Annotated in this window: 9 protein-coding genes; all 9 read right to left on the reverse strand. The window is 55.4% G+C overall.

Features of this window, described 5'->3' with window-relative positions; all coding sequences use genetic code 11:
• Positions 1-23: 23 nt before the first annotated feature.
• Positions 24-830, reverse strand: coding sequence for a TetR/AcrR family transcriptional regulator (locus tag NSU18_RS03125; protein ID WP_341148181.1), 807 nt, complete (start codon positions 828-830; stop codon positions 24-26).
• A 5-nt stretch (positions 831-835) separates the two neighbouring features.
• A complete protein-coding gene (locus tag NSU18_RS03130) occupies positions 836-2713 on the reverse strand; it encodes a beta-L-arabinofuranosidase domain-containing protein (protein WP_341148182.1) in 1878 nt (625 codons plus the stop codon).
• 131 nt (positions 2714-2844) lie between these two features.
• Positions 2845-4440: a hypothetical protein gene (locus NSU18_RS03135; protein WP_341148183.1), complete on the reverse strand. Its 1596-nt coding sequence runs from the start codon at positions 4438-4440 to the stop codon at positions 2845-2847.
• A gap of 183 nt (positions 4441-4623) precedes the next feature.
• Positions 4624-6192, reverse strand: coding sequence for a beta-N-acetylhexosaminidase (nagZ, locus tag NSU18_RS03140; protein ID WP_341148184.1), 1569 nt, complete (start codon positions 6190-6192; stop codon positions 4624-4626).
• A 30-nt stretch (positions 6193-6222) separates the two neighbouring features.
• Positions 6223-8175 (reverse strand): DUF4838 domain-containing protein, encoded by a 1953-nt coding sequence (locus NSU18_RS03145; RefSeq protein WP_341148185.1) that lies wholly within the window; start codon positions 8173-8175, stop codon positions 6223-6225.
• Positions 8176-8248: 73 nt separating this feature from the next.
• On the reverse strand, positions 8249-8566 hold the full coding sequence (locus NSU18_RS03150) for a hypothetical protein (protein WP_341148186.1): 318 nt from the start codon (positions 8564-8566) through the stop codon (positions 8249-8251).
• Between the two features lie 75 nt (positions 8567-8641).
• On the reverse strand, positions 8642-9808 hold the full coding sequence (locus tag NSU18_RS03155; RefSeq protein WP_341148187.1) for an N-acetylglucosamine-6-phosphate deacetylase: 1167 nt from the start codon (positions 9806-9808) through the stop codon (positions 8642-8644).
• On the reverse strand, positions 9805-10581 hold the full coding sequence (locus tag NSU18_RS03160) for a glucosamine-6-phosphate deaminase (RefSeq protein ID WP_341148188.1): 777 nt from the start codon (positions 10579-10581) through the stop codon (positions 9805-9807). The genes NSU18_RS03155 and NSU18_RS03160 overlap by 4 nt, the downstream gene beginning before the upstream one ends.
• Positions 10582-10630: 49 nt before the next feature.
• The gene (locus NSU18_RS03165) at positions 10631-13687 is read right to left on the reverse strand and encodes a CBM96 family carbohydrate-binding protein (RefSeq protein ID WP_341148189.1); all 3057 of its coding nucleotides are present in this window, start codon (positions 13685-13687) and stop codon (positions 10631-10633) included.
• Positions 13688-13716: the final 29 nt, after the last annotated feature.

Here is a 13716-nt window from a genome sequence, read left to right on the forward strand (position 1 = left end):
GTGTATACGCCCCCTGTTAGTTATTAGCGGTCTTCACGAATGAACGTTCTTCGGACAGCCTCTTCCCATATCATCTGATATTCGAGGTCCATCTTCATCATCTTACATCTGGACAAATTATCGATAAGCAAGGCAAGGATAGCTGCGTTAACCCCGATGGTTGGAGAAGCGATAAGCCCGAATTCAGCACCTAGCGAGAGAAGCTGCTCAAAGCCCTTTACAAAATCTTGTTGGATGCTCAGGAATGGAGCTCTAAATTGTTCATCCCGCTCAGCCAGCATCGCAAACTCACTGAGCACCCTTAATGTGGAACGATATTCTTCTTCGCCGCTTGGCAGCATGTTTAGACCGCCGCTGATTAGGATTTCCACGAAATTGTCTATATTGGCGGATTGGGTATCAAAGTACGCTGTAAAATGATGGTCCCGGAAAATATGTTCAAAGGTCCGGCTGATCAGCTCTTCTTTGGTCGCAAAATGATAATAAATAGAGGATTTGGTAATCCCTACTTTTTTGGCGATCAAGCCCAAACTCGTTTTCTCTATTCCATACTCAGCAAAAAGCTCAAATGCGGCCTGGATGATGTAACCGGATGTAATCTCTTTCTTCTTGATAACCCTCAGGCTCCCTTCTATTGAATTAGTGTCATTATAAGGAATAGTATAATGAAGTGTCAATAATTTAACGACCGATCGTTCAAAAAACATTGCGCATAGAATAACCACCTGCAAGGATGCAGGTGGTTGTTCTACTAAATAACGCCTATGCTTATTTAAATAGACAAGAATGTATATGTTTCCGGGGTCCCCGCAAAGTACCTGAATATACATCGAAGCTAAAACTCCACTTTGTGGGGGGATTTTACCGGGAAATACACCTGATAAGGCTCGTACCCGATATCACGGATTCTTCTGAGCTGGATGCCCGGGTCCTGACGGGTGGTCTTGAAGAAGTAGCGCCAGCTCCCCCACTCCCGTTCATTCTCCATGATGATCTCATCGGCTGCACCTGCTAACGGGGGATATAGAATCCGTTCATGCTCCGTGATACCGGCCAGCACTTCAGGACCATAGCGGAACGCACCAGTCTGTTCATCGTCCGGCAGAGGGATAAACCGGATGCCCACCGGCAAAATGATGCTGATCCGGTCGCCGTCCTGCCAGTTCCGCAGTATCGTGTAGAAGGCAGAGTGATCCGCAGACTTGCCGTGCAGTTCACCATTCACATAGATGACGGCCTCCGACATGATCCAATCGGGAATCCGCAGATGGATGGCGAATTCATGGGCTGATCCGGTATGAACGGTGAAGTCGTATTTTCTGTAATCCGGCATGTTCTCATGAAGTGCAGTAATCTCATTCAATTCCTGCTGCCCGGCTGTGTTCGAGGAGTTCAGCATGCTTCCGCTCATATGGTCCTGAGATTGCTGAATCCGCACGTTCTCTCCGTGGATCTCAGTGGTCAGCTCCGAACGGAAATACTGGCAGACATAGATGTCGTTCTGCTCCTGATAATAGATGGCTCTATTCAGCGCGGCGTTGGCCTGGACCATCGTTCCGTGACAGCAGAAGAAGCTGTCTGTCTCCGTGCTCCAGTCCTTCCGCAGCCCGGCCTTCATTGGCAGGAAGTAGGTGAGCAGTCCGGTTGCGGGGTCGCTGTGCTTATTGCCGGTCAGATGATACTCCTGGTAATAGGCCTGGGCCATGATTCCGTTGTACATATTGTATTCGATATACTGCGCATAGGCCGGATCTGAGGTGTGCCGGAACAGGAATTCTGCCAGACGGATCATATTATATACCGTACAGTGCTCCTGATTCTTGTCTCCAAGGCGGGCCTTGATCTTCATCTTCGGCATCCACACCTCACCGGCCGTATTGCCGCCTGTGGCCAGCATTCCCCGTTCAGTTACAGCACATTTCCAATAGGCTGTGACGATATCCATCCAGCGCTGCTCACCGGTGACCTCGTAAGCTCGGGCGCAGCCAAGCACTTCGGGAATGGTTGTGTTGGCGTGCATGTTGGTCAGCGGGTCTTTATTTTCCAGTAATGGACGGAACAGTCGGCTGCGGTAATAACGCTCCAGCAGGGTCGTATACTTGGCATCTCCGGTAATCTGAAGCAGGTCCGCCCATGCCTCCAGCATACCGCCCGTCTCCATATCCAGAATGTCATCGAACTTCTCTCTGGTGAAGGTACTGCTCCAGTCGACGAACCAGTCGGCAAAACGATTGGCGATGTCAAGCGCCTTGCCGCAGCCGGTGAACTGGTGCATGTCCACAAGTCCCATAAATAACTTATGAATATTATATTGCGGTGCCCAGATTGCTTTGCCTTGTGCCACCCAGTGCAGATATTTCTCGGGAATCGGCGCGGCCCATTGTCCTCCGTTGTCCTTCTGGCATTCAGCCAGCTCGTCAAGGATAAGGTCAGCCTTCACCTTGATTTCCTGGTCCCCGGTCTCATGATACCGGATCGCTGCCGCAGACAGCCAGTGCCCCAGGAAATGACCGCGGATCTGGCATACCGGTGTCTCCCAGCCCCCATGGGCATCTTCCGGGATATCCCTGCCGTCATATCTTCCAGCTTCCACCTTATAGTTAAAAAGGAGATTATCATTCGTCAGCTTCATCAAATACCGGCGGTTGGCATCCTCTCTGCGCTTCAAATCATGGTCTTGAAGAATAACCTGTTTGCCCTTCAGTTCTCTCATTGCTGCAGCTCCTTAATGGAATGACGTTGATTGCACAATGAAATTATAAAGAAGCTGGCGTCGTATTCCAATGATGGATACGTATATAAAGTTGATTCATACGGCTTAATTGCGTAAGCTCCGGTTGGAAATTATAGCTGCCCCAGATCCTCTTCGGTGATGAACACGGCTTTATGCTTCCTGCGGTTATAGCTGATGCGCACAGGATCACCTGCCTTAAGCGGACTTAGGAATGAGATGACTTGCTTAATCTCAACGTCCTTGAGCCGGCCTTCATCCACGAACTCCACCACGAAGCGGACCATCGGCTGTTCGTTAACATAGAGACCTGTCTCCTTCATACTCTTAATGTGGCCCTGAACGATCTCGCCTGACTGGATCTGTCTGCTTCTGGCGTTCATCAGCATGCGTGGAATAATAGCAAAGCCCAGCAGCATGGCCAAGGTAATCACAACCCATACGGCCCAGTTGATGATAAGTCCTCCGCCCTGCTTGGCATAATTCATGAAGCTTACGAGGGAGACCCGGGTATCGTTGTCCGTTATGAGCCAGCCTTCCACCTGCTGATTGGTGTATACGTTGGCCTTCCCGATCTCCAGATCTGCAGCTCCTACTTCCTGTTTGCCGCTGCTATAATATAGCGTGCTGCTGCCTAATTGCTTATAGAACCGGGTGTCCGTGTCTTTGATATGGTCATACGCTAACTGCTTCAGAAGTGATGAGGCATCCTGAAACTGTCCGGTCCGTTCATTGAAAATATATCCTGTAACCTGCCCGTCAACTTCATCCTCTGCCGTAGATCCGGCGATCAGCAGCTCTTCGTCATTCAGCAGGAAGACACGGGTTTGGTAGACCGGCTTCGGCACAGGAACAGCGTCTCCCCATTCCTTCTCATTTCTGTTGTAGAAGGCAGCTATGCCTGGATAATCGTCATGCACTCGGACCAGCTTGGCGTTATTGAAACCAAAGACCTTAGCGAACTGTGCGCTGGCCCGGTCCTGCAGAGCGAATGAGGCTTCATCCTCCTGCCCCACCAGCACGGCAGGCTTGCCTGCCGTGTCCAGAATTCCGCTGACCAAGGCTGAACGGTTATCCTTTAAGCTGACCGAGAATAATGGGACCGACAGTTCATTCTGGAAGCTGCCTATCAACTCAGACATCCGGACCGGTCTGGCCGGGAGAAGCTTCTGCTTATCCAGGATCGCCCGTTCCAGCTTGCCGTCCTTCACCTGGGCAATCACCCATTCGGAGTCCGTGATATTCCCGGCGGCAATCAATCTGCCCCGCCAGGAGAACGCATTCGAACTTAAGGAGAACGGAATATGGAGCGTACCTTGCGACAGCTCCTCGATCTCGCCTGTGGGGCGGATGAGATTCAGCATCAGTCCTGAGGTCTTGGTATAGATCGGGATGAGAATACCATCCTGCTGATAGGTGACTGGTCCCGGCTCGCTCTGGAAGCTGGTGGGGATGGTGGTCTGCCGGATCAGCGCTGCGGTTGCGGTGTCCCATAGATATACGTCGTATTTCTCATCAAATGTATCTTCCTTGGACAGGCCTAGCATTTGCTTGCCCCCATCCAGCAGAAAGATCTGTTCCATGGCGGGGAAGTAGTCCTTCACATTCGTTAGATAATTTCTGTAGTCTTTCCAGGTGTAGAAGCTTAGAATGATGACTGGGATTAGAAAAAAAAGATTTAATATCGAGATAGTGCGTTTCCTTTTCATCCTGTGTCTCCTCCTTCAGTGTCGTGTTGTATTCCCTCCAGGAATTGGGATTCTATGTTTTAACATAGTACTATTTTTTTCTCTATCAACACAAATGAGAGCAGACCTCATTCATGATGAGAGTCTGCTCTTGATAGAGTTGTATAGGACAAAATCTTAACTAAAGTGTAATCGTTACTGCGGTCAACATTTAGACTTCCGGCCGCTCAATACTTCCGCCAGCGCCTGAAGCGAATAATCAGAGGTCGAGCACAGCAGGATGCTTCCGGCGTTCTGCGGCAGGTAAGCATCGTCATACGGGTTGCGCAGCACCAGATTCAGCAGCGGGCAAGCCGCAGCAAGCTGCGCGGCAAGTTCGAGCTGGCCGTGAAACAGGTGGGCATTCAGCGTTCCCTGGATCACGGTATGTCCGGCAGCCTTGGCACATAAGCCGGCAATCTCAGCAGCTTCAGGCTTCATGCTGCAATATTCTACCTGCACGGGCAAGCCCTGGTCTTCCAGCAGTGAGGCCAAGCCGATGGTCTGGCCGCCGGAATTGTCGGCGATAGTGAGCTGCTCCTGGCGCGGCAAGATCAGCAGATAGGAGCGTTCAGCAGACAGCGGCAGTAATTGCTGCGGATCACGGCTGATCTTGACCGTGCGGCGCGCATATTGTAGGGCCGCCTCTTTCCAGCCCTCGCGCGGAATAGGCCGGGCTGCCGTCTGGTATTGCCGGAATTTCGCATAGAGGCGGTGGATGCGGCTGACCGATTCGTCAATTCTGGACTCGGCGATGACGCCGTCCAGAACAGCTTGTCGGATGCCAGCGATGACCCGCTCCTGGAATTCTGGCGTATGACACATCAATATCATGTCATTGCCGGCCAGTACAGCCAACACTCCCACATCTTCCGGGTTGAAATTCTTCTTGATCGCGCCCATCTCAATGTCATCGGTGCAGATCACACCCTGGAAGCCGAGACGCCTCCGCAGCAGCTCTCCGGCGAAGAACGGGCTGAGCGAAGCAGGCAGACCTTCCGACTCGGCAATGGCCGGAAAGACGAGATGGCCCATCATGATCGAATCCGCCCCGGCTTCAATGGCGGCGATGAATGGCAACAGCGGTCCGTTCATTAATTCCTCTATTGTAAGTTCGCACTCAGGCAGTACTACATGAGAATCCCCGCTGACTTGTCCGTGACCGGGGAAATGCTTGGCTGTTACGGCCACCCCTGCCTCATGCATTCCACGAATATATGCCTTGCCGAAGGCGGCTACTACTTCAGGGTCTTCGCCGAAGGAACGTACCCCTACAACTGGATTGTCTATGTTCGTATTCACATCCAGCACCGGTGCCCAATTCATCGGAATGCCCAGTGCACGGAGCTGGCTGCCGATGATTTTACCTTGGAGATAAGCAGTCTCAGCATCCAGGCTTAATCCGGCGGCACGGTTACCGGGGATATGCGGATAAAAGGTCTTGAACTTGGAGAGCGTACCTCCTTCCTCATCAATCGATATATAATAAGGCTGTGGAATGCCGGAGTCTCCGGCAATGGACTGAACCTCTGCCATCAGCTTCAGCGTCTGCTGCTCATCCTTAACATTATGAGGGAACAGGCCGATCCCTCCGAACTGGTTCCCGGACATCCGCTTACGAAATTCTGGCTCCGCTGTTGTAGAAGGGGTGCCCACTACGCACATTAGCGTGATTTTGTCCTCCAGGCTCATGGCGGCCGGATCTTGCAGGGAATTCACTTCATTCAGTTGCATAACTGCTCCATCCTCCTGTCGGTTTGTTGGCTAATCCTCGTCGTGGACAAGTCCCAGCTCCTGGTAGAGCGTCCGCTCCAGATAATCATGCAGATAAAAACGCGATGTTACGAAATGCTCAGCCATATCCCGGGGCTGGTATTGCAGAAGCGCCTCCAGCATCCGGGGCTTGACAGCTTCGCGACCGTTACGGTTACGGGTGTAATTGTTCAGCAGCGAGCGCCATTCCGCGCTGTCGCCCGGGTACAGCTCCCAGCGGTAGGCATACTTATGGATTGCCCTGGAACGGTCGGTCGCCACCTCGAAATCATGCATAATTGCGATTAGCTCGGCGTAATCCTTATTCCTCTGGACATTATCGATCAGCTTCCAGATGATATCGTAGTAATCCTCCAACAGGTAATTGCCAAGCTGTGCATGGCCTGTCTCGGATGAGATACCATGGAACAGCTCCAGGAAGCGGTCGATGAACGTACCGGCATCCGCATGCCGGTTCCAGGTGAGATCGGCATGAAGGAGCATCGGGTACCAGGTGGTCTCGAACACGCCATAAGGAACGCCAAGGCTGAACGGCCCGGTCCAGTTCGTTGCCACCATGCAGCGGATATCCAGCTTCCCGGCAGTCTCTGCCCACTGAAGCAGATTATCTGTCCGGTTATCAATGACCGGATAGTTCTGGTGCTCCGCCCAGTCGAAGCTGCGGACCGCCGGTGCACCCATCACCTCAATGCCCAGCGCCCTGAACTTATGGGTCAGGGAAGTAACTTCATGTTTGATGTTGCGGCCGTTATAGATCCAGATCATCGCTGCGCTGCGCGGATCAAGCTTCGCCAGCTCTTCCGGCGGGCATTTGTCCAGCATGTCGTGCCAGAAGATCGGCTGCCGTCCCCGGCTGGCCGTGAATTCGATCAGACGGTTCAGGAAGGAGATGAAGGCCCGCTCCCGCACACCGCCGAACTCCATGCTGCACGCTTCACATTCACACAGGCTGTACACCTCGTCACAGCCAAGATGGATGTAAAGCGATCCGGGATGGGCGTCCATCATCTCCGCAAGCAGGCCGGTAATCAGCTCATATGTCTGCGGATGGGATGGGCAGATCTCGCCTGTAGACTCTTCGGTCTCCCGCAGATGCTTCCAGGCGTCATGGCGCAGCACATACTCCAGATGGCCGAAGCTCTGCTGTAGCGGGATAATCTCGATATAATGCTCATGCGCCGCAGCCTGAAGCGCCTCCAGCTGTTCCTCGCTAAGCGAGTGCTGCGGATGGCTGAATTCGCGGTGTGTGCTGAACGGGAATTTGTCCTCGTATTCAATGAGCACCGCGTTCGTCTTGTAGCGGGAGAATTCCGCCAGATATAGGGTCAGCCGCTCCGGCTTCGAGAAGGTCTGGCGCAGATCGAAATTCATCACTCGAAGCTCTGTATCGGGCCAGTCGGTAATGGAAACCGCCGGAATATCGTCATCGGCGTGCAGGCTCTGCAATTGCAGCAGCGTTTGCAAGCCGTAATAGAGCCCCGGAGCGTCAAGTGCGCGGATAATTGCTCCGCTTGCGATAACCTCCAGATGGTAGCCTTCCGTTCGGCCCTTCAGCGCGGACAAGTCTGCCTCAGCAGGATCAGGAGCCGAAGCCCTGCCATTATTCAGTCCGGCTTCTCCGGGCGTTGCCCATGCGGCATCCTGCCCGGAAGCTACTAGTTCAGTCTGCGTTGAAGTTTTCCCAGTGCTCTCAGTGCTTTCAGTGCTCTCAGTGATCTCAGTTTCCTTGCTTTCCGCAAACCCCTCAATCAGCAGCGAGTATCCCTCAGCTGCTCCCGAGACAGTCGTGATAATCTCCCGGCCGGGAAAAGCCCGCCTGCAATGAAGCACCAGCCGGGGATCATCCACTTCCATGGCCAGCCGCAGACGGACTTCCCCGCCTGCCCGCCATGGCTCCTTCTCCGTCATCCTTATCTGCTTCGGCTCGGGTATTAAGCTAAGCATCGCTCTCTCCTCCTAGTATAACGTTTGATTTAATTTTGTGGATTGGATCAGTAAGACGAAGCTACCGCCCCGCTCATAGTCCGAATGTAATCGGTTCTCCGATTACATTTGGCGTATGCGCCGCCCCCAGTCCGAATGTAATCGGTTCTCCGATTACATTTGGCGTATGCGCCGCCCCCAGTCCGAATGTAATCGGTTTTCCGATTACATTTGGCGTATGCGCCGCCCCCAGTCCTAATGTAATCGGTTTTCCGATTACATTGGGCGTATGCGCCGCCCCCGGTCCGATTGTAATCGGTTTTCCGATTACATTTGGCGTATGCGCTGCTCCCGATCCGAATGTAGTCGGTTTTTCGCATACATGGGACCACACACCGGCTCGCGGGAGCAATGTGTTCGGTTTTTCGCATCTGTTTGACTCTATAGCTCATCATGCAGATGTCACTATTTTAATTCTGATGCAGTACTAATCCTTATCGGCCGATGTAATCCGGCCGTTCTTCCATACCGCTTGGATCTCCAGGCCTCCGCCGCCGCCCTTGCGGAAGCCGATCAGATCCGCTGGCGCACCAGCGGTAAGCCCGGCAGCCTGCGGAAGTGCGAGCAGCCGGGCCGGTTGAACCGAGGCGCAGTCGATGGCGTCCGCCAGCGGTGCCAGCCCGGCCCGGGCCAGGTAGGCCACCTGATCCGCCAGCATCATGGCTGATCCGGCCAGCAGCTGCGGATGGCCGGCCAGATGCAGCCGCCCTTCCGGCGTCAGCACCACGTCGCCGCCGATGTGCAGCCTGTAGGCACCCGGCGCCATGCCGCTCAGCGAGACGGCATCGCTGACGAGAATCGCCCGGTTGCGCTTCACCCGCAGAATCACCTTCAGCAGCGTATCCGGCAGATGGCAGCCGTCAGCAATCATACAGCCATACAGCTCATCGGCAGCCAACTGCTCCCACAGATAATGAGGATGACGCGGGAGCGTGAGATGTGTGCCATTGCCCAGATGAGTGGACATCACTGCACCCGCTGCCACCGCTTCCCGGATCTGCTCCGGCGAGGCGGCTGTATGTCCGATGGAGACCCGGACACCGGTGGCGCTGCACCGGGAGATGAAGGCTGCGGCCCCCGGCCATTCGGGGGACACAGTAATGATCCGTATCAGCCCTTCCGCCGCTTCCTGCCAGCGGCAGAACGCTTCCCAGTCAGGCGGGCAGATATGCTCCAGGGGGTGCGCCCCGCGCGGACCGTCCTCCGGGGATAGGAAAGGCCCCTCCAGATGGATGCCTGCGATCAGTCCGGCGTTATCCGGCTGTGTCCGCACCGCTTCAGCAATCGCGGACACTGCCTGGGTGAGCTTGTCCAGCCTGTGCGTAATCAGAGTCGGACAATATGAGGTAACTCCCCGGGCCAGCAGGCGGCGCGAGAGTCCGGCCACGGTCTCCGGCTTAAGCGGAAGCGTGTTCAGGTCCAGCCCCCAGCCGCCATTGACCTGTAAATCAACCAGCCCCGGCGCAAGGCAGGGCCAATCAGCCATATGCGGACTCTCGGCCAGCGTATGAACGGCTTCAATGACGCCTTCGTTAACGTGGACCTCAAGCGGCAGGCCGGTTCTGTAATGTCTTCCCGAGATCACACCGTTCATAAGCCGAAGGCATCACGGTCCGTGAACAGCGTAATGTCGGGGTGAGTCCGCAGTACACTCGCAGGACACGCGGTACTGAGCGGGCCATGAAGCGCAGCCTGAAGCGCGGCCCGCTTAGCCAAGCCGGGAACAATGGTGAACAGATGGCGGCCTGCCATCAAGGCGGGCACGGTCAGTGTCAGCGCATGAGTAGGTACATCTTCCAGGCTGGCGAAGCAGCCGTCATTCACCTGCTGCGTCCGGCAGGCCTGATCTAATTCGACCACTTTAACAACTAGCGGATCGGCGAAATCAGCTACAGGCGGATCATTGAACGCAATATGCCCGTTCTCTCCGATGCCGAGGCAGACGATATCTATGGGCGCTTCATTCAGCAGCGCTGCGTATCTCCGGCACTCCTCTTCAATATTGCCCGTCCGGCCCAGTAGCTCAATCCGTCCGGGATTGACTCTCTTAAACAACCGTTCCTGCAAGTAGTTTCCGAAGCGCTGGGGTGCGTCTTCCGGCAGTCCGATATATTCATCCATATGAAAAGCGTGCACCCGGGACCAGTCAATTCCCTGCTCCCGGACCAGACCTTCATACAGCTCATTCTGTGACGGAGCCGCTGCAAATACGATACGGACCGGAGCCGTAGACTGCATCTGCAAGTCTCTGATCCTCTGTCCGACCGCAGCCGCAGCCGCAACCCCCATCTGGCTGCGCTCGTTATAGACCAGAACGCGCATACGCTCTACTAGATACTCCGCCGCCGGAATCAACGTCTCTTCCATGATGAACCCTCTCCTCCTTATAGGGGCGGAAGTGACCGCCTCTTCACTTCTACAACCCGCTGTTGACTGACATATATGGCTTGTTATCCGAATTCTCCGAACTTGCCAGCGTTACAACGATTCCCGAAGTATTAGGATCGCTCCACTGGAAGGTCGGCTGCAGCCCAGCCGCTGCTGCTGCGATAACATAAGCAGTCACATCCGCACTGTACCACCCAGCCCCGGTGACCCGGACCGTTCCGAGATTCGTCCCTCCGCTGACGGGACGGTTATTCCAGGTGATGCCGCTCTCGGTCCACTGCGCTCCGGTGTAGCCCTTCAGAGCAAGCGGCACCGGAGAGGCTGGGGCAGCAGTGACATATACGTTCAGCGTGACCGACTGCATTGCCATCCCAGGGAGGTTCAGCTCCGCCTTCATGAAGGCAATGCGGTCCCCTCCGCCCTGTGAGTTCGGAAGGTCGGCGACCTCCAGCACAGGCTCCTGTCCGAAATTGGCCAAGGGCTGATGCTCATGGACATAAGCATCCATGGTCACTGGAATCACGGGATCTGCCTGAACGCTTCTTGCGATATGCAGCAGATAGAGATCGGCAGTTCCATCCTCGTGATACACCAGGACCGGTACATCAGCAGGCTCTGAGCCGATCATGACGGATGCGGCTGTTCCCGATGCCACGGACATTCCATTTATAAGTACCACATCCGATGCCTTGGCGGTAACCGGGGTGACTTGCAGTGAAGTTACATTGCTGTTGACTGTTACGGTATAGGCTTTGTCACCCGCAGCGAAAGGCTTATCCCACACTCCTGCCGATAACGTTAATCCGTTAAGCCCGCCATGCGGCAACAGCGCCGTGGTGTGCGGCAGGTCATGGGCGCTGGCGTAGTAATAACCGGGAGCCTGAACTCTTCTCGGCTCGAACCCGGCTTGACGGCTGGTCGGAATCGCCTCCGAGGTGAAGGCTGCCCGTCCATCCGCGCCCGTAACTGCCGCTGCATAACGGCCCGCCGAATACGTGAAGCGGCCTTCTATTGCAGCTCCTGTAAGCACTTCCCCTGTGGCATAATCGCGCACCTTCATCGAAGCTGCCGCAGCGGTACCAGTGTAGGAGAGCTGCATATCCGTCACAATCAACGGCTTAAGCGCCGTACTGCCGGTGACAGCAGACACTTCACCGGATAACGGGCCGATATTGCCCGCCAGATCGCGGGCAGCCACCCGGTAATAGTAGGTGGTGTCCGGGAGCAGTCCCTTGTCCTGATAATTCAGGCCCCGGGCAAGTCCGGCGATATCCGCCGAGGTTGGCGTGAAGCCGGGGCCCGTACTGCGGTAGATAACGTAGCGGTCTACCTCTAAATTGTCAGTAGCCATTCCGTAATTCAGTCTTATGCTCTGATAGTCACTGGCAACAGCGGTTGGCGTACCCGCAGGGGCAGACGGGGCTTCATGATCTTCCGGTGCTGTCCAGAAAACGCCGCCCGGTCCCCAATACGAAGGCAGGGCCCGGTAGGAATCATAGTGATGGACAGCGATTCCGCCGAAGGCGCTGCTCAGCCCGGAAGCGGCATAGACCTTGTCCAGCTCAGCTTCCATATGGCTGCGGCCTTCCTCCTGGAAGGTAATCGTCTCCGGGTCGCCGCTGTTCGCAATATCCAGCGTCTCCACTCCGATAACTACAGAATTCGGCTTGCCGATGGCCTCTGCATAGGCCAGCTCACCGGCGGCCCCGGCAATAATGCCTGCGGTTCCCTCAGCGGAATCTCTGTAATCCATAATCGAGATATAATCGGAGATATCCTGGATATGCTCTGATAGCCACTTCGTTGTGCCGTTCCACTGGATATTGGCTCCTTGCTCCGAGGAGTCATACCATTTAGGTACAGCCGGACCGAAGGGCAGCCGGATACCGGCTGAATCGCGGCGGTCAATCATTTTGCGCAGACCATTCAGATACTCCTTCTGCAGGAACTTGCTTGGATCTTTGAAGTCCGGGGAAATATAGGGCTCGATGTCCACGTTGATCCCGTCGAACTTCTCATTCGCATCCGCCGCAAGATTGTAGTTGATAATCTGCTCGATCTCGCGGACGGCATGGCTATGGTAACGCTCATAAGCACCCATGTAAGCCGGGGAGGTTCCGCCCGCCACAAGGGCGTGGACGCTTAAGTTCCGCTCATGCGCCCAGCGCATGAAGGAGCGCAGTTCGTCTTCCTGCTCCTCCAGCGCCCGGTAGCCCGCGTAGCTGCCTACGGCCAGATACAGCGTCGTCACCGTGTCTGATCCGAAGGTCGCAGTGTCCGTAACGAAGGACTCCAGTACCTCCCGCGAGCCTGGGTTCAGCAGCAGCTTATAGCTCTCCGGCTCCCAGATCCACATCGCCCGGTCCTGATCCGGCAAAGGAACCGCCGGCTCATGGGTACCGGCACCGACCTGCGCGTAGACGGTCGGACTGTAGCCGTAGCGTCCTGGCGCATTCGTCGCCCGCGCCTCCAGGCTGAGCGTGCGGTCACCGATGCCCGCCGTATTCCAGGCATATACATATTCCGTGCCGTTATGCGCAGCCTGTTGCCAAGGGCCCCGGTTCACCCGGACCTGCACTGCCGAGACCGGCGTAGCCGATTCTGCCTGAACGGTGACAGCCACCTGTCCGGTCAAGGCAATCCCTTCATCCGGTCCCGTAATCTTCACCACTGGCGCAACACCTGCGGGGTTGTTCACCTCAAGGGTCACGGACGGACTCCACACCCCGTAACGGGTAGTGGTATCCAGCCCGCGGGCCACCAGCTCCACCGGACCGTCATACCGGGAGGTGTCGAGCGTATAAGACCAGCTGCCGCTGTCATCCCCGTCCGGGTCATCCAGCAGCGCCTCGAACTGGGCTGTCCCGTTCACATACAACCGGACATCATACAGTCCAGTATAAGTGCCGCTGACCTCAACTGGCCCGCCGGAGGACACATATCCCCCGGGCGGTTCGTCCAGTGTAATCGTACCTGCGGCCCGGGCTGTGCCCGGAACCGCCACTGCTGAAATAACCAGAATCAGACCTATCACCGATAGAATCCATCCAAACCGTTTACAAGAGCCTTGCAGCCAATGCTTCATTAGCGGCGCCTCCTTTAGTGGTCAAGCGA

The organism is Paenibacillus sp. FSL H8-0048 (assembly GCF_038002825.1).
Taxonomy (GTDB): Bacteria; Bacillota; Bacilli; order Paenibacillales; family Paenibacillaceae; genus Paenibacillus_AQ.